This is a genomic window from Streptomyces vinaceus (assembly GCF_008704935.1).
GTDB classification, from domain to species: Bacteria; Actinomycetota; Actinomycetes; order Streptomycetales; family Streptomycetaceae; genus Streptomyces; species Streptomyces vinaceus.
Genome location: NZ_CP023692.1, coordinates 154,650 through 173,665, shown reverse-complemented (window position 1 = coordinate 173,665; position 19,016 = coordinate 154,650). Strand labels below are relative to the sequence as shown.

Annotated in this window: 16 protein-coding genes; 8 read left to right on the top strand and 8 right to left on the bottom strand. The window is 70.5% G+C overall.

Annotated elements, in window-relative coordinates; genetic code table 11:
• Positions 1-115: 115 nt before the first annotated feature.
• The 4 genes from CP980_RS00815 to CP980_RS00795 all read left to right on the top strand — a co-directional run bounded on the left by CP980_RS00815 (position 116) and on the right by CP980_RS00795 (position 4,869).
• Positions 116-1,030 carry a carbohydrate ABC transporter permease gene (locus CP980_RS00815; RefSeq protein ID WP_150492280.1) on the top strand — a complete coding sequence of 305 codons (915 nt, stop codon included), beginning with the start codon at positions 116-118 and terminating at the stop codon, positions 1,028-1,030.
• A 4-nt stretch (positions 1,031-1,034) separates the two neighbouring features.
• Positions 1,035-2,039, top strand: coding sequence for a carbohydrate ABC transporter permease (locus CP980_RS00810; RefSeq protein ID WP_229907273.1), 1,005 nt, complete (start codon positions 1,035-1,037; stop codon positions 2,037-2,039).
• Positions 2,040-2,106: 67 nt separating this feature from the next.
• Entirely contained in the window at positions 2,107-3,456 is a 1,350-nt protein-coding gene (locus CP980_RS00805; protein ID WP_132753032.1) for an ABC transporter substrate-binding protein, read from the top strand.
• A 402-nt stretch (positions 3,457-3,858) separates the two neighbouring features.
• Positions 3,859-4,869 carry an endonuclease/exonuclease/phosphatase family protein gene (locus tag CP980_RS00795; RefSeq protein ID WP_150492279.1) on the top strand — a complete coding sequence of 337 codons (1,011 nt, stop codon included), beginning with the start codon at positions 3,859-3,861 and terminating at the stop codon, positions 4,867-4,869.
• Between the two features lie 90 nt (positions 4,870-4,959).
• Here the strand turns inward: CP980_RS00795 and CP980_RS00790 are convergent, their stop codons facing one another.
• The 6 genes from CP980_RS00790 to CP980_RS00765 form a co-directional block, all read right to left on the bottom strand.
• The gene (locus tag CP980_RS00790; RefSeq protein WP_132753030.1) at positions 4,960-5,268 is read right to left on the bottom strand and encodes a hypothetical protein; all 309 of its coding nucleotides are present in this window, start codon (positions 5,266-5,268) and stop codon (positions 4,960-4,962) included.
• Between the two features lie 202 nt (positions 5,269-5,470).
• On the bottom strand, positions 5,471-5,653 hold the full coding sequence (locus CP980_RS00785; protein WP_150492278.1) for a hypothetical protein: 183 nt from the start codon (positions 5,651-5,653) through the stop codon (positions 5,471-5,473).
• Positions 5,654-5,782: 129 nt separating this feature from the next.
• Positions 5,783-7,234, bottom strand: a complete 1,452-nt coding sequence (locus tag CP980_RS00780; protein WP_150492277.1) for a cellulase family glycosylhydrolase — start codon at positions 7,232-7,234, stop codon at positions 5,783-5,785.
• A 266-nt stretch (positions 7,235-7,500) separates the two neighbouring features.
• Positions 7,501-8,916: an amidase gene (locus CP980_RS00775; RefSeq protein WP_150492276.1), complete on the bottom strand. Its 1,416-nt coding sequence runs from the start codon at positions 8,914-8,916 to the stop codon at positions 7,501-7,503.
• 120 nt (positions 8,917-9,036) lie between these two features.
• Entirely contained in the window at positions 9,037-9,537 is a 501-nt protein-coding gene (locus CP980_RS00770; protein WP_150492275.1) for a DUF4232 domain-containing protein, read from the bottom strand.
• Positions 9,538-9,953: 416 nt separating this feature from the next.
• Positions 9,954-11,699 carry a PKD domain-containing protein gene (locus CP980_RS00765; RefSeq protein ID WP_150492274.1) on the bottom strand — a complete coding sequence of 582 codons (1,746 nt, stop codon included), beginning with the start codon at positions 11,697-11,699 and terminating at the stop codon, positions 9,954-9,956.
• Positions 11,700-12,036: 337 nt separating this feature from the next.
• Here CP980_RS00765 and CP980_RS00760 point away from each other — a divergent pair, with 337 nt between their 5' ends.
• A complete protein-coding gene (locus CP980_RS00760) occupies positions 12,037-12,546 on the top strand; it encodes a hypothetical protein (RefSeq protein ID WP_132753018.1) in 510 nt (169 codons plus the stop codon).
• A 165-nt stretch (positions 12,547-12,711) separates the two neighbouring features.
• Here CP980_RS00760 and CP980_RS00755 read toward each other — a convergent pair whose 3' ends face one another.
• Positions 12,712-14,349 carry a carboxylesterase/lipase family protein gene (locus CP980_RS00755; protein WP_208834750.1) on the bottom strand — a complete coding sequence of 546 codons (1,638 nt, stop codon included), beginning with the start codon at positions 14,347-14,349 and terminating at the stop codon, positions 12,712-12,714.
• Between the two features lie 222 nt (positions 14,350-14,571).
• Here CP980_RS00755 and CP980_RS00750 point away from each other — a divergent pair, with 222 nt between their 5' ends.
• Both CP980_RS00750 and CP980_RS00745 read left to right on the top strand, forming a co-directional pair.
• Positions 14,572-15,552 (top strand): helix-turn-helix domain-containing protein, encoded by a 981-nt coding sequence (locus tag CP980_RS00750; RefSeq protein ID WP_165937176.1) that lies wholly within the window; start codon positions 14,572-14,574, stop codon positions 15,550-15,552.
• 307 nt (positions 15,553-15,859) lie between these two features.
• On the top strand, positions 15,860-16,399 hold the full coding sequence (locus CP980_RS00745; protein WP_150492271.1) for an EF-hand domain-containing protein: 540 nt from the start codon (positions 15,860-15,862) through the stop codon (positions 16,397-16,399).
• 445 nt (positions 16,400-16,844) lie between these two features.
• Here the strand turns inward: CP980_RS00745 and CP980_RS00735 are convergent, their stop codons facing one another.
• Complete coding sequence (locus CP980_RS00735) at positions 16,845-17,291, bottom strand: DUF6325 family protein (protein WP_208834749.1); 447 nt, start codon at positions 17,289-17,291, stop codon at positions 16,845-16,847.
• A 366-nt stretch (positions 17,292-17,657) separates the two neighbouring features.
• Between CP980_RS00735 and CP980_RS00730 the strand changes: the two genes are divergently transcribed.
• Complete coding sequence (locus tag CP980_RS00730; RefSeq protein WP_150492268.1) at positions 17,658-19,013, top strand: hypothetical protein; 1,356 nt, start codon at positions 17,658-17,660, stop codon at positions 19,011-19,013.
• The last annotated feature ends 3 nt before the right edge of the window (positions 19,014-19,016 follow it).

The window sequence follows — 19,016 nt, the reverse complement described above, 5'->3', positions numbered from 1 at the left end:
TGGTTACGTAAACATTTCCCATCAGGTCCTGCCGCACGAGGCCGAATCCGGCCCGGAGACCAGTCATCTCTTCGCTCCGTCGCGGACCTGTAGGTCACTGACACAAGGACCCACCATGTCGCTCCTGCCGGCACCGGCAAAAGCAGTGTCCCCATCCCGTTCACGCGCACGTCGGAGCGCCCTCGTCGGCTGGGGGTTCGCCGGACCCTTCGCAGCGGTGTTCGCCCTCGTCTTCCTGGCTCCCATCGGGTACGCGTTCCAGCTCAGCCTGATGCGCGACCGGCTCATCGGCGGTACCTCCTTCGTCGGAGCGGACAACTACCTCCGCGCACTGAGCGATCCGCGCTTCTGGGAGGGATCGGTCCGGGTGGGGCTGTTCCTGCTCGTCCAGGTGCCGGTCATGCTGGGGATCGCGTTGCTCGTCGCCCTCGCCATCGACAGCGGCCGGCTGTACGGCAAGGCCTTCTTCAGGGTGGCCGTCTTCCTGCCGTATGCCGTACCGGCCGTGGTGGCCAGCCTCATGTGGGGTTTCATCTACGGCACCCGGTTCGGCCTGGTGGGCAACCTGAACGAGGCGTTCGGCCTGGCGCTCCCGGATCCGCTCTCGCCCTCGTTGGTGCTCGCCTCCATCGGCAACGTCGTGACCTGGGAGTTCGTCGGCTACAACACCTTGATCTTCTATGCCGCGCTCAAGGTGGTTCCGCGCTCCCTCTACGAGGCGGCGGCCATCGACGGGGCCGGGGAGTGGCGCATCGTCACCGCGGTCAAACTGCCGGCCATCCGCAGCGCGGTGGTGATCGCGACGATCTTCTCGATCATCGGCAGCTTCCAGCTGTTCAACGAGCCGAACATCATGCAGAACCTCGCTCCCAACGCGATCACGACCGACTACACCCCGAACCTCTACACGTACTCGCTGGCCTTCTCCGGGCAGCAGCACAACTACGCGGCGACCATCGCCATCGTGATGGGCGTCTTCACCGCGGTCATCGCCTACGCGGTCCAGCTCCGCGGCATGCGGAAGGGCTGAGCACATGATCACGGACCCCACCGGTCGCCCCGCCGATACGAGGGAGCGCACCGGCCACTCCGGCACGGACCCGGGTGGCGCCACCGCCGGTTCGCCCCGGCCCCCCGTCGCCCGCCCGCCCCACGCGGCGCCGCGGCGTCGCCGCCGACGGGCCCACACCCCGCTCGACCCCGGGCCCAGCGTCCCGCTGACCCTGGTGACCGGGCTGGTCCTCGTATACACCCTCCTGCCCCTCGTGTGGCTGGTCATCAACGCGACCAAGGACCAGGAGGACCTCCTCGATTCCTTCGGTCTGTGGCTCGGCAAGGACTTCCAGCTCTGGGACAACATCTCCCGCACGCTCACCTATGACGACGGCGCCTTCGTCCGCTGGACGCTGAACACACTGCTGTACGTCGCCGCCGGCGCGGGCGGCGCGACGGTGCTCGCCGTACTCGGCGGATACGCGCTGGCCGTGTACGAGTTCCCGGGCCGCCGAGCCGTCTTCGCCGTCGTGATCGGGGCCGTGGCCGTCCCGGGCACGGCCCTCGCCGTCCCCACGTTCCTGATGTTCAGCGGCATGGGTCTGGCCAACACGCCGTGGGCAGTGATCATCCCCTCCCTGGTCTCGCCCTTCGGGCTCTACCTGATGTGGGTGTTCACCGCGCAAGCGGTACCTTCCGAACTGCTCGAAGCCGCCCGCATCGACGGCGCCGGCGAGCTGCGCATCTTCTTCCGCATCGCCCTGCCGCTACTGGCGCCGGGAACCGTGACGGTGCTCCTCTTCTCCATGGTCGCCACCTGGAACAACTACTTCCTCCCGCTGATCATGATCAAGGATCCGGACTGGTATCCGCTCACCCTCGGTCTCAACGCGTGGAGCGCCCAGGCCAGGACCGCGGGCGGCGAGCCCGTCTTCGACCTCATCATCACCGGATCCCTCCTCACCATCGCCCCGATCGTCATCGTCTTCCTCCTGCTCCAGCGCCACTGGCAGTCGGGCCTGGCCGCCGGAAGCGTGAAGGAGTGACCGTCGGGCTCCGCGCTCGGCCCCTCCCGACCCTCTTCATCCGCACACCGAATCAGGAGCACCACCGATGAGAACGAGAAGCCGCCGCCGGATCTTCGCCGCCGTGGCCGCGACATGCGCCCTGACCCTCGGCGCGACCGCTTGCGGTTCACCGGACCCGGGGGCCGAGGGATCCGCGAAGGACGTGGAGTCAGCGCTCGAAGCCGGAGGCAAGGTGACGGTGTGGGCATGGGAGCCCACACTGAAGAAGGTGGCCGCCGACTTCGAGAAGAAGTACCCGAAGGTGGACGTCGAGCTCGTCAACGCGGGCACGGGCGACAAGCAGTACACCGCGCTCCAGAACGCCATTGCCGCAGGCTCGGGAGCGCCGGACGTGGCCCAGGTCGAGTACTACGCGGTCGGTCAGTTCGCCATCGGCAAGTCCCTGCAGGAGCTCTCGCCTTACGGCGCATCCGCCCATGACCAGGCCTTCACCACCGGTCCCTGGAGCGCGGTGAAGTACGGCAAGGGGATCTACGCCCTCCCCATGGACTCCGGGCCCATGGCGCTGTTCTACAACAAGAAGGTCTTCGACCGGTACGGCATCGCCGTCCCCACGACCTGGGACGAATACGTGGAAGCGGCGCGAGCCCTGCACAAGGCCGACCCGAAGCTCTACATCACGAACGACACCGGTGACGCCGGCGCCACGACCAGCCTGATCTGGCAGGCGGGCGGACGCCCGTACAGGGTGGAAGGCACCGAGATCGGGATCGACTTCGCAGACGCCGGTACGGCGCAGTACGCGCGTACCTGGCAGAAGCTGATCGACGAGCGCCTGCTGGCACCGGTCACCTCCTGGAGCGACGAGTGGTACAAGGGCCTGTCGGACGGCAGCATCGCCACCCTGTCCACAGGCGCCTGGATGCCCGCCAACCTCGTCACGGGCGCCCCCGCCGCGTCGGGGGACTGGCGCGTGGCACCCCTCCCGCAGTGGACCAAGGGTGCCAAGGCGGGTGCGGAGAACGGAGGCAGCTCCCTCGCCGTGCCGAAGGCGTCGAAGAACAAGGCGCTGGCCTACGCCTTCATCGAGTACGCGACCACGGGAGCCGGTGCCACGTCCCGCGTCTCCGAGGGCGCCTTCCCCGCCACGCGGGCCGATCTGGAATCGCAGGCCTTCCTGGACAGCCCGTTCCCCTACTTCGGGGGGCAGCAGGCCAACCGGATCCTGGCCGACGCGGCCCGTGACGTCGGCGCGGGCTGGTCCTACCTGCCGTACCAGGTGTACGCGAACTCCGTCTTCAACGACACCGTGGGCAAGGCGTACGTCTCCTCCACGAGCCTGGCCCAGGGTCTGGAGGCCTGGAGGGCCGCAAGTGCCAAGTACGGAAAGGACCAAGGGTTCTCCGTCGCCGAACAGCGAGGGCGGACGACATGATCGAACAGGATCCGTGCCTACCGGGATGAGCTGTTCATCGCCACCAAGGCCGGCTACGACATGCGGCCCGGTCCCTACGGGGACGGTGGCGGCCGCCAGGTACCTGCCGCTGTACGCCGGCATCTCCAACTATCCGGCCGAGCAGCACCGCCAGGCCGTGGCGATCCTGCGGGAGCTGGGCACACCGGTGCTGCTGCACCAGGCCCGCTATTCGATCGCCGCTCGCTCCCGGCCCGGCCGGGAGCGGTGGGTGCTGCCCGATGAGGCCGGCAGTGGCGCGACGGGTGAGCGGGGCCAACGGCTCATAGGGATGAGGTCGTGGTTCGCGCGTTTGAGGAACCTCTGTCGACGGGACCGCATCTATCCCCCCGTAAGCATGCCAACCGGCGTAGGGGTGGACTGATGGTACAAACCGACGAAGCACGGCAGATGACGGTCGGGGAGACGGTGCCGGACCGGAGACGGCGGAAGTCGTGGCAGGAGGGGGCCTGGCGGCGCGGCCGGATCATCGCGGGGCTGGCGGTACTCGCAGCAGGTCTCCTCGCGCTGCACGGCCTGCTGCCCAACCCCGGCAATCTGGCCGGGCTGGTGGAGACGTTCCTGCCCTGGTGCGGCCTGGTCGTCCCGGTGCTGCTGGTGCCCGCGCTGTTGCGGCGTTCGGCCACCGCGCTGGTCGCGCTGCTGGTACCCGCTGCCGTCTGGCTGGCCATGTTCGGCGGAACGCTCGGCGACCGGGGCACCGGCAAGGGGGATCTCACCGTCGTCACGCACAACGTGGCCGCTGCCAACACCGATGTGGCGGGCACGGTGAAGATGCTGATCGACTCAGGCGCCGACCTCATCGCGCTCCAGGAGCTGGACCCGGGGTTGCAGTCCGAGTACGAGCGGGGCCTGGCCGCCGCGTACCCGCACCACGTGGCCGGCATCGGCGCCGACGGGCTCTGGTCGAAGTACCCGGTCAGCGAAGGCGCGATAGCGAAGGGCCCGGCCGGAGAGGGCAACGGAACGGTGTTCCGCTCGGTGGTGGCCGCTCCGAAGGGAGAGATCGCGGTCTACGTCGGGCATCTGGACTCGGTCCGGGTCACCTTCGGGAAGGGGTTCGGCGCGGAGCTGCGGGGCTACAGCATCGCCGCGACGAGCGCGGCGCTCAGGGCCGAGCCGCTGGAACGGGTGCTGCTGATGGGTGACCTGAACGGCAGCCTGGAGGACCGGGCCTTCGCCCCGATCGCCGAACAGATGACGTCCGCCCACGAGGCCGCCGGTTCCGGATTCGGCTTCACCTGGCCGACCGCCTTCCCGGCAGTGCGGATCGACCACATCCTCAGCAAGGGTCGGCTGACCCCGACCGACTCCTGGGTGCTGCCCGCAGACGGCAGCGACCACCGCGCGGTCGCGGCGTCCTATCGGTACTGAGCCGCCCGGAACGGCCGGGCAGGCTGGGAGCGCAGGGCGGGATGGGTCCCGCCCTGCGGCGGCGCTCATGCGCCGTGCGTCGGCAAGGCCTCAGGAATCACCGTCGACACCGGTGACCGCCGGCGGGCCCAGGGGGGCGTCCTTCTCCGGCCGTCCCAGCTTCTCAAGCGTCCCGGCCAGCAGGCGGACGGCCTTGTCCTCGGCCGAGGCCCGGTCCGGGGCTTCGACCTCAAGCCGAACGGAGAAGGCACCGCCCTCGTGGACCGTCAGCAGTTCCACGTCCTCGGTCTCGCTCAGGTCGGTGTGGTGCGAGGCCAGCCTCCTGGCCAGCTCGGACAGTGCTGCGTCGTCGACGTCCGTCAGGAACGTGCCGGGTACGGTGATGACGTAGGTGGTCACTTGCTGTCTCCCGTCGGCTGGCAAGGGCTGAGTTGTGCGGATGCCCCGGTGCCGTGTTTCGAACCTCCTCATGCGCGGTGGAACGGAGCGTCGGAGGCAGGCCCGCCGCTGCGCGAAAAAGCGGCGGACCGAGTACACCGGCGGGCAGGGAAGGGGTCAGGCTCCCGTCCCTGCCCGGATCGTTCTGACCGCGGCGCGACCGTCAGCGTCTGCGGCCCCATCGGCCGGCGGGCCGCGTGCCGCCTATGCCGGCGACGTGCAGCGCGAGTGCGGCGAGACCGATCAGCATGAAGTTGGTCGAGCTCAGGACGTCGCTGGTGGCGATGTCGGCGGCGTTGATGAGGAACGCGATGAAGAAGAGGACTGCGGCGGCGATGCCCAGCATGGAGGGGCTCCTTTCGGTCGGTGCCGACCGTGTGCCCCGTGCGGGCCGGGCCATGAGCGTGCGAAGCCCGGCTCCTTCCGGCGGGTCTCCTCCTGCGGACTCCGCCGGGGCCGGGACCGGAACGCGCGCCTACGGGCGCGGCTCCGTCGCCGGAGTGCGGTTCGGGCTGATCGTGACCTTGTAGACGGTTCCGGCCGCGCCGCGGGTCCTCACGGTGACGGTCTGGGCGCGGCCGTCCCAACTGGCCCTTCCGCCCTGGACGTCGACGCGGTAGCCGCCCGGGTAGGTGTCCCTGGGTACGGTGATCTGGGTGGGGCCCTCGGCGTTGTCGCGGGTGCGGAAGGTGAGCGTGTAGGTGCGCGTGGCCGGGTCGTACGCGAACGCCAGCGGGTCGCCCGCCACGGCCCGTGCGTACGGCTGGACGAGCAGGCGGGCGTTGGGCTTCGCGGCGCCGCTCTGGTCGAGGAAGCAGTAGCCGCCGCCCCGGCACCACTGCCACCACGTCCATCCGCTGGAGAAGCGGTCCAGGGAGGCCGTCATGTCGGTGACGAACCGGCTCGCGTGCGGAACGTAGGGGTTGCCGCCCCACTCCCCGACGATCACAGGCATGCGGTTGCGGGTCGGGTAGTCGCTGATCGCGGCCTCGTACGCGGGGATGAACGTGCCGTTGGGGTCGTAGTCGGCGCCGGTTTCCATCGCCGTCTCGTAGAAGTGCGGCGCGTAGCCCGCGTGCGGGTCGTCGATGTGACCCAAGCGGGTGGGGACGCCGAGACCGACGATGACGGTGGGTTCGACGAAGACCCACGACGTACGGTCGACCAACCGGATCGCCCGGGCAAGTCGGTTCCACATTTCGGTGAGCTCGGTGGCTTCGAAACGGGCCGCGGCGGCGGGCAGGTCCTCGCCTTCGAGGAACTTCGCGAACGGCTCGTTCATCAGGTCGTACCCGAGCAGCGCGGGGTGACTGCCCAGGGCGGAGGCGACCGTCATCCACATGTGGGCGTGCGCGGCGCGCAGGTCGGCGTCCTTGTACAGGTGGTCGAAGGCGGTCTGTACGGAGGGCTCGAAGTACTCGGAGAACCAGTCCTCCGGTATCGGCGTGAAGGGCAGCCCCTCGTCACGGCTGGCCCAGTCGGGGACGCCGCGAGAGCCGAAGTGGGGCCCGTACACGTCCTGATGGGCGTCGAGGACGACCTTGATGTGGTACCGGTCGGCCCAGTCGAGGATGCGTCGCATCTTGGAGAGGTAGCCGCGGTCGTAGTGACCGGGGCTGGGTTCGAGGTCGTCCCAGAAGAAGGCGAGGCGCGCTAGGTTGAAGCCCCGGGCGGCCATGCCTTCGAGGTCGCTCTCATGGATGTCGGCGAACGCGTCGGCGCCTCGGCTGCTCTTGTCGGCGAGGTTGAAGCCGCGCCACTGGAGCGCGCGGCCCTGACCGTCGGCGATGAAGGTGCGGTCACCGACCGTGATCCGGTCGGGGGCGCGGCCGGGGTGGGCCTGGGCCTGCGCGGGGAGGAGGCCGAGCAGGAGGGCGGCCATGGCCACGGCGAGGGTGACAGGGGCGACGCGGGAGGTCAGACGCATGCAGGAGACCCCTTCGAGGGTGGCTGCTCGGACGACGTGCTCATGGCCGGTCGGATGTTACTGGCGAGTGCGTCAACTTCCCAGCGCTGGAAGAGAGTTGATGCGAAGCCCCGCGAGCGGCGCCCCAAACCTCACCTCCCGCTGCCCGCCCGGTGCACACCCTCCGGGGGCGCCTGCCACGCCTCCACTCCCTCGGGACTCGGACCCACACGAGCCGGAAAGCCGCCTGTGACCTGCAGGCGGCTCACCCGCCCGGCGCGGCGGTCTCAGAGGTCCTGGATGCGCCGGAACGGCCGGTCGGCCTCCAGTTGGAACGCGACTTCCAGCAGTTTCCGCTCATCGCCGGGGCGGCCGGAGAACATGACGCCGATGGGCAGCCCGCCCTCCGCGGCGCCGGCCGCCGGCACGGAGATCGAGGGCGTGCCGACCACGTTGTCGACCGGCGTGAACGCCACGTACGCGAGGATCCGTTCGATCAGGGTCGGGTACGGAACGGTCGGGCTGAGGTGGCCGATCGACGGCGTGGTCTGGGCGAGCACGGGCGAGAGCAGGACATCGATCCCGCGGAACGAGGCCGCGTACGCCTCCCGCGTGCGCTTCAGCCTGCGCAGTACTCCAGGGGTGCGCCGCCAGTTCCGCAGGTACTCCTCGCGCAGTCCCCGGCTGAGGCCGTCCATGCGGCGCCGGTCGAAGTCCGACCCGAGGCTCCGGCCCGTGAGGCCGACGAGGAAGGAGAGCATCCCCCAGTACGCGAGGAAGTCGTCGGTGAAACTCGGATCGATGGCCAACTCGACGGGCTCCACGCTGTGGCCGAGCCGTTCGAGCGTGGTCACGGTCCGCGTCACCGCCGCGCGCGTCGCGGGGTCGGAGCGGACTCCGTTCGGTGAGTCCAGCAGGAACCCGATGCGCAGCCGTTGCCCCGCAGGGCCTTCGACCAGGCCCAGGGGCGGCAGGCCGGGGCCGGGCCGGTACTTCTCGGCGGCGGCGAGGAACGCGGCGGCGTCCCGCACGGACCGGCTCACGATTCCGTCGCAGACCAGGTCGAGGGGCAGCTGACGGCTCTGGGCGTTCGCGACGACCCGGCCCCGGGTCGGTTTGAGGCCGACCAGTCCGCAGCAGGCGGCCGGTATCCGGATCGAGCCGCCGCCGTCGTTGGCATGCGCGATCGGCACCGCTCCGGCGGCGACGAGGGCCGCGCTGCCGCCCGAGGAACCGCCTGCCGAGTAGCCGGTGTGCCACGGGTTGCGGACCGGTTCGGCGTTCTCGTACTCGGTGGTCGGGCTGAATCCGAACTCGGGCAGCCGGGTCTTGCCCAACACCGTGACACCGCTGCTCAGGAACTGCCGGGTGAACGGCGCGTGCCGCCGTGCCGGGCTCGGGCGGAAGGCCGCGCTGCCGTGCCCGGTCGGCAGGCCGAGGTAGTCGGTGTTGTCCTTGACGAAGGTCGGCACCCCGGCGAAGGCGCCGTCCGTCGCGGCAGCGGGCGCGGGGCGGTCCACGCTCGTCTGGACCGCGCCCAGCCGTGCCTCGACCGCCCGTACGCGCTCCACGGCGTCCCGGGCGGCCTCGGCGGCGGAGACCTCGCCCCGCCGGATCGCCGCGGCGAGACCGACGGCGTCGTGCTCGCCCAGGGCGTCGTCCGAGAAGGCGTGCACGACCGTCTGTTCGTCGAAACTCGTCACCGCTGTCTCAGCCCCCGGATTCGTGGATGGTCGCCGCCATCATTCCTTACCGTCGGGTAACACGCGAGGGTTTCTCAGGGCCTGCAGGTGATCTGGCGAACGCCCGCCGACGCCATGGCGTCAGGCTCCGGACCGGATGGGGCCGATAGCGGTGCCGGCCGAGAGCCGGAGGGCGCCGCTGGCCACGGAGGTGCCGGGGATCTCGCCGTCGGGGGCCCTGAGCGTGAAGGACACCTGATCGGCCGTGAGGTGGTGGCCCTGGTTGGGGATTTGGATGTCGAAGTGGACCGGGTGTCCCGGTCCGAACGTCACCGAGGTGGTCTGGTCACCGTACCGACCGGCCTTCACGCCGAGGGGTACGCCGGCATGGGTGAGACCCAGAACGGTCGGGGAACCGGCCAATCGACACGCCGCGTACCCCTTCGGCGTGGTGAGCGTGACCCGGTAGTGCAGGTGTCCCGAACCGGCCTGGTCGGGGCGGATGTTCGCGAGGTGGTTGGCCGGCCGGCAGGCCGAGGGGGCGGCACCGCCCGCTGCTGCGGCCTGTCCTGTGCCGACGCAGGCGATCGCCGCCGAGGTGGCGGCGGCGATGAGGGTGGCGTATGTGCGGCAGGTGAGCATGGCTGGTGGGTTCCGCCCTTCCGGCTGGCCGGCCCGCCTTTTCCGGGCGGGACGGGGTCGAAGGATTCCTGCCCGCGGCGCGCTGCACTAATGTGCCCAAACAGTCACAAAAGGACCGGGCTGCCGGAACGGCGGATGTCCGGGGAGAACGCGGTCACGAGGCCGGCGTGGAGTGCCGACGATGGTGGTGAGCCCCGGGCGTCGCGTGGAGTCGAGTTCCGCTGCGGGTGGGGCGGAGGAAGCCGGGCTCCACAAGGGGCGACAACGGCTCCCCGGACATGAGCCTGTACGCGATCTCGCGCAGCCGCGCGGAGAGCGCAGGCTCCGGACCGCCCCGCGCACAGTCCTGGTGCCCCCGGCCGCAGCGGCGGGCGAGGGTGGCACGCGACCGGGCGCGACGCCACCCTCCCCGGGGGTCACTTCGTCTGGTAGACCCCGAAGACGTCGAGCACCAGGTCGGCGTCCTCGTGGCCCTGGTTCCAGAAGGTGATGGCGCCGTGGTCGCCGTCGCTCGCCTGGACCAGGTTGGGGACCGTGTCGCCGGTGGTCCAGTTGAGGGTGGAGGAGACGGGGCGCGGTCCGGTCGGTGCGGCGGGGCCGCCCTCCGCCGGCAGGGCGTACGGGCTCGGGGCGACCGAGAGGAATCCGGTGCCGCGGGTCTCGGTGACGGTGGCGTTCAGCACGTAGGCCTCGACACCCGTCGCCGGCTCGGGCGTGAACCCCTGCGTGATGTACTCCCGGGCCCGGAACCTCCCGCCGGGCCAGCCGTACGCCTCCTCGCGGGTGTCGAGCGTACGGAAGGGGGTGAAGGGCAGGAAGGCTGCCTTGCTGTCCGGGCTGTAGTAGCCGACGACGTCGACGACCACGTGGGTCGGCGACCAGGCCCCGTTGAAGATCTTGATCGTGCCGTCCTCGGCCACCGGCACGATCACGGCGTTGGCCACGGTCTGTCCGGGTACGAAGTTCAGGTTCGACGCCGTCGGCACCGGCCCGCTGCCGGAATAGGCGGTCATGTGGCCGGGCCCCTCGGGCTCGGTCACCGTGACGTTCAGCGCCACGGCCTTGATGTTCTGGGGCACCCCCTGCAGTCCGCCGATCCGGGTGGTGAACGCGCTGCGCGCGGCGAGCTTTCCGCGGGCCGTACCGACCCCCTCCCGGGTGTCGACGAACCGGGCGGGCGTCATCGACGTATAGCCGCTCGCCGAGGCCCGGGTGAAGTAGCCGGTGACGTCGGCGATCAGGTCGACGGGCTGCCAGCCGCCGTTGAAGAGCTCCACGTACCCGTCCTCCCCGACGGGCACGATCACCAGGTTCGGGACGGACCGGCCTGCCGTGTAGTTCAGGTTCGAGGTGTTCGGACGCTCGTAGCCGGCCCCGGGCCACACGGTCACGTGGCCGCTGTCGACGGTCTCCGTGACGGTGACGTTGAGGGCGACGGCGGTGACCCCCGCCGGCACGGAGGCGTTGCCGGCCACCTTGACGCGCGCGGAGCCCTGCCCGGGGACCTTGCCGACCGCGGCTCCGGTGCCGTTGCGGGTGTCGAGGAGGCGGGTCGGGGTGTGCGGGGTGAAGTCGGCGCCGGGGGTGAGGAACGCCCCGCCGTTGGTGGCCTGGACGGCATTGGCCGTGTCGGTCACCGTGACCTGCACCTGGTACTCGCCGGACTTGTCGTACGTGTGCGAGTGGCGCAGCTCGTAGTTGCCCTGGGCGGTGACCGTGTCCTTCTTTCCGTCGCCCCAGTCGATGACGATGTCGAGCGCGAAGTCGGCGCTCGTGACCAGGGCGGTGAGTTCGATCCCGTGCGCGGTGTAGCTGGTGCCGCTGACGTCGACCGCGAGGGCCGGGTTGGCCCCCGCGTCGATGGCGGCCTGCTCGGTCGCTGCGGCCTCCGCGTTCTGCGCGCTCTGCGCGGGCGCGGCCGGCTCTGTGGGCGCAGCCTGTGCCTTCAGTGGTGCGGCGGTTTTGGAGTTCGCCTCGGCCCTTCTTCCGGTGGCGGTGGGCAGGGTGGTACGGATCGTGCGATCCGCGGGGCTGTGGAAGCCCTCGGACGTGGATGCCTTGGCGATCGCGTCGGCCACGCCGGCCGCGACAGGTACGGGATCCGCTGCCTGAGCGATGCCCGGAATGATGCCGAGACCGGCTGCCACGAAGGCGGCGGTCATTACGAGTCGGTGGTTGCGCACCGGCCCCCCAGTTGTGGTGATGAGCGAAGAGGGGCAACCGTATGGAGGGTTCCGGCCAAGGGTCTCGGGGTTCTGGCGCGATTCACCCCATAGGGGTGACCGCTTTACCGGCTGTGCGGTTTGCGATCGAGGGGAGGAGGGTCGGCCGTCGCCGGCGGTCGCCGTGGGCTCTCCGGCGCGTCGGCGAGAAAGCACGTGCCGCCCTCTGGCGGACGCGCGTAGAGCTCCGACACTATTTCCCTGCTCCGTCAGCACACCCCTGCTCTCCCCGCACCGCCGTCCCGTCCGTCACGGCCACCAGCAGGAGGCAATCCCGATGAAGCTCCGTTCCGTCCTCACCGCGCTCGCCCTCGTCCTCGGCGCGCTGCTCGCGCCCGGGGTCGGCGTCGTCGGCGGGGCCACCGCCGCGCACGCGGCCACCAAGCTCAGCCATGCCACCGCGACGTCCATGTTCCGCAACTCCGCCATCACGTGGTCGTCGTCCGGCGGCTGTTCGGACCGCAACAACTCGACCTGCACGTCGTTCGAGCAGCTCAACCTCGCGACCGCGCAAGGCGCCCAGACCCTCAAGAGCGCCAGCGGCTGCGCGCTGAACATCACCGGCGGCACCGAGGCGGGTCACGCGAGCGGCACCTACTCACACTGGAACGGCTACAAGCTCGACTTCAGCAAGTACACCTGTCTCGGGAACTACATCAAGAACACGTTCAGCTACATCGGCCTGCGCGGGGACGGCGCACCGCAGTGGAAGTCCGGCGCCGGCAACGTCTACGCCGACGAAGGCAGCCACTGGGACGTGACCTTCTACAACTGCGGCGGCTGCTGACGCTGCGTATCGTCGGCCGGCCAGCAGGTCGCACGTTCACCACTGGGGACGCGGTACCGGCGAGAGCGGTCGTGCTGGGGACGGCAGCGAGCGACATCGCTGCTCCGGCGACCCCAGCGCGTACGGGGAGCACGGCGCGAGCCGGCTCCCCGTACGCGCGGAGGCTCACCGGGGCATGCGGTCCCAGAACGAGCAGTGGTGAGCGGAGTATGCGTCCACGGCGTGGACTCCGCCCGGCCCGGGAGCCAGCGACTGCACCGCGCGGGGGAGGGACGACGACGCGTGCAGGAGGGGCCAGAACGGTGCGCCGGCGGCGTTGGGGTTGCCGGTGCGCGCGAAGCCCGTCCAGTAGTCGACCATCCGGTCCGACAGGGCGAGCTGGGCGCCGGTCAGGGGATGCTCGGTGGGGAGCGAGGAGAACAGGAACGGCATCTCGAAGCCGTGCGCCGCACCGTAGGGGAAGCCGGGGTCCGCCGGCAGCCCGGCCAGGACCGGAGCGTCGGGATCGCTGAACTCGTAGCCGAAGAGGGGGAGCCCGGGGGCGCGCACGGCGATGGCCCGGCCCGCGGCCAGTGTGGTGCAGGTGAAGGACCGGTCGGTCAGCGCCGCGGCCCAGGCCAGAGCCGGCGTGGGGTGGTCCTCCGCCGGATACTGCGCCTCGACGGCCGGTGCGGCGGACCCGAAGGCGTCCACCAGACGGGCGCGGTAGTCGTCCTCGGTGCGGATCGGGAACGCGGCGAGCGACAGGCCGACGAACATCCGCATCTCGTCGTGGTTGGTGCCCAGGATGACGGGCAGGCGGTGGAACCGCCCGGACGCCAAGGCCTGCCCGGGTGCCACGGGCAGCAGGGCGTTGCCGAAGGCGGGCCGGTTGAAGGACTGCATCAGCTGCGCGGTCGCCAGACGATCCGTACCCTGCCCGCGCAGGCACGCCAGCACCTCGTCTCCGCCGCCCGTCGTGCAGCCCAGTTGCCGGGCGGCTTCCGCGCCGGCCGTCTGGACATCGGCCTCCGCGGCGAACGGCTCGTACGCGGGTGTTCCGGGCCCGAGAGCGCCGGGCGGGAAGGAGGTGAGGCAGGAACCGCTCTGCAGTACGGCTCGCTGGAAGAGTCCGGCGGCCGTCGGCGAGGTGAGGTGCGCACAAATGCTGAGGGCGCCGGCGGACTCGCCGAACAGCGTGACGTTGCGTGGATCACCGCCGAACCCCTTCGCGTTCTCCTGCACCCAGCGCAGGGCGGCCTGTTGGTCCGTCAGACCGAACGGCGGGGCGGAACCCAACCCCGGGTGGCCGAAGTAGCCGAAGACTCCCAAGCGGTAGTTGACCGTGACGACGACCGTGTCACCGCGGACCGCCAGCCGTTCGGCGCTGTAGTCGGCGCCGGAACCCCCCAGGAACGCGCCGCCGTGCATCCACACCAGCACGGGCCGCTTCTTCCCGGCCGGATTCCGCGTCGGCGCGGTCACGTTGAGGTAGAGGCAGTCCTCCGATCCGACGACCGCGCTCGCGCCCGGGGCCGGCATCTGCACACAGCGTGGGGCCGGTTGCGTCGCATCCCGGACACCCTGCCACGCGGCGGCGGGGGCGGGTTCGCGCCAGCGCAGCGGTCCGGTCGGCGGGGCGGCGTAGGGAATGCCGACGAACGTGGCGTACGAGCCGTGGGACACACCACGTACCCGACCGTGGTCGGTCTGGACGACCGTAGCGCTCTGCCCGGCGGAGGGCGGGGGAGCGGGTGGTGCACCGGCCGCCGGTACCGCGGTGGCCGTGAGCAGCGCCACCGCGCACAGCAAGGGGAAGAGCACCGCTCGGAGGCCGTCCCTTCGGGGTGGACGCGGAGCCGTCGAGTTGGGGGACATACGTACCCACCGTTCTTGGTCGGGGACATCGTGGCGCGGGGCCGCGCGCCGCGGGTCGGGCCGGGAAGGGGCCCCGAGCGAGCGGCGGACCTGCGCGGACCTGGGCGGACCTGCGCGGCCGGTGCTCAATACGCTAAGAGCTCCCCCGCACTGGAGGTTCAAGAGACTGTGACGCAAGACACCTGGACCATCGGAGAACTCGCCGCCGGGACCGGCCTACCGGTGAAGACGCTCCGCTACTACTCGGACAGCGGTCTGCTGCCCGTGGCCGGCCGCAGCACGGGTGGTCATCGGCGTTACGGTCCGGAGGCGTGGGAGCGCATCCGTCTCATCAGGCGCCTACGGGCGCTGGAGACGCCGATCGCGACCATCACGCAGGTGGTCACCGGCGAGTGCTCCCTCGGTGAACTCGTGGCGACCGAGCTCGAATCGGTGCAGGAACGACTGGTCGAACTGCGCTGGCGCCAGGCCACACTTGAGTCGCTGCACGAGTGCACGAGTGAGGAACGGCTGCGGCGGCTGGAGGTCCTCTCCCGTGTGCAGAGGCTTCCGCAGGCGCGTCGCACCCTCACCGACCACTGGTACCGGGAGTTGTCCGCGGCCCTGCCCAAGCGCCGGCTCGACAGCATGATCGCCATGCTGGCCCCCGAACCGCCGCAGGACCCCGTGCCCGCCACGGCCCTGGCCTACGCCGAGCTGCACTTGCTCATCTCCACGCCCAGCTTCACCCGCTGGACCCAGGACCACGACGAAGAGATGAACGACGGTCCGGCCTTCTACGCGGAGATCGACGAGGCTGCGGCCCTGACGGTCGCCTCCCTGGCCCAGGGGCTGCCACCGGGCCCCGGGGACGCGGTGAACGCATTCGTCTCCGCCCACGCACGAGCCCGGCGGGAGTCGGACACGCCCGCCTTCCGTGCGTACCTGCACGGGCTGGTGTCGAGGTCGTCCGGCTTCGACCCCCGCCTGGAACGCTATTGGGCTCTGGTCGGCACCGCCACCGGTGGGCGTGTGCTGAACATGACGGTGGCCCATCGATGGCTGACCGACGGACTGTCGATGTCGATAGCAGGACATGCCCCTTCGACTTCGCAGGGTCCGAGCTCCGGAAAGCCTGCGACCGGCCATGAAGGCCAGAGGAAGGGGTGACGTCGGCGAAGGCGCCCTGCCGGGCCCGCCAGTTGCACCGGGCCGACACCTGGCGCGATGAGGGGGGCCGCGGCGCGGAGGGGGGCGCCTCCGGAGGGGCGGTCGCGCTGCCCTGCACCGTGGCGTTCAACGTGGGCGCGATCCGCCGCAGGAAGATCGCGCAGCGGCCGGCCGACAGGTGGGCGAGTGACCGTGCGTGGCCCGAACGGGTGAGGCGTCGGCCGTATGTGCCGGTGGGGGCCGGGCGGTGGTGCGTCCTAGGATGACGAGCCGGCAGGGCTCGTTCCGGGGTGTGGGGGAGGTTGCTGTGGCCAGTGAGTTCCAGGAGCGGAAGCTCCAGGAGATGTTCGCCGCATTCGACGCGGACGGGGACGGTTTCCTGCGCGAGGCGGATTTCCGGTCGCTCGTCGCACGGTGGGAGCGCCTGCCGAGGGTTGCGGCCGAGACGGAGCTTCGGGCACGGCTGGAGTCACTGCTGATGGGTTGGTGGGCGGCCCTGTTGGAACGAGGGGACGCCAACGGCGACGGGGCAGTGGACATGGGCGAGCTGCTCGCGCTGGTGGATGAACTGCCCGCCATGGTCGCGACCGTCACGGCGACCGCCGAAACCGTCTTCGAGGCGGTGGACGAGAACGGTGACGGGGTGATCTCCCCGGCCGAACACCGCAGGCTCGTCGAGACCTGGAACGGGCGGCCGGTACCGCTGGACGGGGTCTTCGAGCTGCTCGACCTCAACGGGGACGGGCACCTCAGTCGTGAGGAGTTCGCGCTGCTGTGGCGCCAGTTCTGGATCAGCGACGATCCAGCTGAGCCGGGCAACTGGCTGTGCGGCCGCTTCGCGGACTAGTGCGTCGTCCATGAACGTTCGCCTGCCCTGATCAGGAACCTTGAGCCTACGGCCGTCCCCGGGGCGGCCGGCGTCGACTGCGGACCTTGGGGCGTTCGCGCATCGGCGTGACGGACGACGGCGGACACCATCCTCACGCCGCGTACCGTCACCCGGCGTGCCTGGCCCGCGCGCCCCGGCCCAGGCAGCGACGGGATGGGGCCCGCGCGGAGAGGGCCGGCAGGGAGCGTGCGCTGTCCCGGACCGGCAGCGAGGCTCGGATCAGCGCCGGTCCCGGCGGTCCTCACGGCGGTCCTCACGGTCGTCCCGGCGGTCCTCCCGGCGGTCGCTGCGGCGACCGACCCCGTGGGCGACGACCGCTGCCGTGCCGACGACGGCCGCTGTACGAGCGACGGGAGCGCCGATGACCCCACGTCGCCCTCTGCGCATCGGTCCGAGGGGCATCTCATTCTCCTTCTTCGTCGGCTTCGATCGAGGCCAAAATGGCCTGGATCGGAATACGTCCGTTGGCGATGAGCTGGCCCCCTGAGCGGCGTGCGGCCGCGGCGAAGGGCCCCGCCCAGACGTTTTCCCAGACCAGCACCCCGGCCGTCGTACCGGGCTCCATCGCGGCGGCCAGGTTGACGACGTCCTCCTCTGCGAGCAGACCGGCCAGCTTCGCCTCCGCGGCGCGCAATTCACCGGCGTCTTCGAGGTCATCGACCTCCAGTACGTCGAGCTCGCCGTCGGCGCCCTTCGTCAGGATGAGCAGGTCCAGGACCCGGATGGTCCCCGAGGTGACCAGCTTGTCGAGCTCTTCGGCCATCTCGCCGGTGAAGTGCGAGGTGGCCGGCGGGAACTCGACGACCAGATAGTCGACCGGCCCCAGTTCCTCGGTGTCAGGTGATGTCATGTCTGCCATTTCCGTTCACTCGATCAATACGGGTTCGAGGCCGAGCGCTCCTTCGGTGGCCGGCTCACCGGCCGAGCGCGGAGCGCCCACGTGATGAGGGTGGCGGCGGCGAAGGGACGGTGGCCCCGAAACGCAGCCTCGCACGGTGGCTGACGGCCCGCATCCGGCGCGGACCTGGCGGCCGTCGCACCCCCACTCCCACGGGTACCGGGCAGGCCGACTGGATCGAGGTGCCCGACCGCTCGGCGCATGTAGTCGGTGACGACCCCGGTGAGTCGTTCACCCGCTCGGATGCGCAGCGCTCGCGTCCGCCCGTTCCGCATGGTCGGCTTCGTGGAGAAACCCCCGGGCAGGAGAGGTCGTGCCATGACGGACGAGGGAGCCACCGGCCCCAGCGGAGTTCCCGCACGCGAGCCGGGTACGGACGGCGGGCGCTCCGAGGTCGAGCAACTGCACGCACGGGTGACGGCATTGGAGGCCGAAAAGGCGGCCCGGGAGCCCCGACACCGGTGGAAGTCGTTCTTCGCCGCCGTGCTCATCATCATCGGTTGCGTCCTCGCCCCCCTCGCGGCCGTCGCCGCGTGGGCGTCCAGCCAGGTCGGCGACACGGACCGCTACGTGCAGACGGTCGCCCCGCTCGCATCCGACCCGGACATCCAGGCGGCGGCGGCCAACCGGGTCACCAATGCGGTGATGGAACACATCGACCTCCCGACGCTGCTGGAAGGCGTTGCACCCGCCGACCGGCCACTCCTGGAGAAGGGACTCGGCAAGCTCGGCGGCGCACTGGAGAGCGCCGTCCGCAGCTTCGTCCACGACAAAGCGCAGGAGGTGATCGCCTCCGAGACCTTCGAGCGGATCTGGACCGACGCCAACCGCCGCATCCACACCGCAGTGGACAAAGCCCTCACCGGCACTGGCGGCGGTGCCGTGAAGATCAACAACGACTCGGTGACCGTTGATCTGGGACCGGTCGTCGATCAGGTGAAACAGCGCCTCGTCGACGAAGGAATGACGGCGGCCGCGAAGATCCCCAAGGTACACACCGACTTCACCGTCCTGCGGGCGGACAACATCGGCAAGTTCAAAACCTATTTCCGGCTCCTGCAGATCGCCGGCATGTGGCTTCCGGTGCTGTCGGTCCTGCTGATCGCCGTCGGCGTGCTCCTGTCGCGCCATCGCCGCCATGTTCTCGTGATCGCCGCACTCGCCTTCGCCTTCGCCATGCTCATGCTCGGCGCCGGTCTGGCCGTCTTCCGCGTCGCGTACTTGAACGCGCTGCCGGACAACGTCTCGCAGCCCGCGGCCGGAAGCATCTACGACGCGCTGACGCAGTACTTGAGATCAACGGTCCGCATGGCCGTGGTGCTCGGCGTGGTGATCGCTCTGGCCGCCTGGCTGACCGGCCCCGGCCGCTGGGCCACCGTCGTACGGCAGGGCTGGCACTCGGGCATCGGCGCGGTCCGCGCCACGGCGGACCGCGCGGGCCTGCGTACCGGCCCGGTGGGCCCGTTCGTCCACCGCCACCGCGGCTGGATCACCTGGATCCTCGTCGCCGCTGCCGTACTGACCTTCATCCTGTGGAGCTACCCGACCGGCCTGGTCATCATCTGCATCGCACTCGTCCTCCTGTTCGCCCTGGCGGTGGCCGAATTCCTCCAGGAGAACGGGAACGACCGGAGCCCGGCGCAAGCAGGGGTGCACGAACCGCCACCCCGGTGAGGG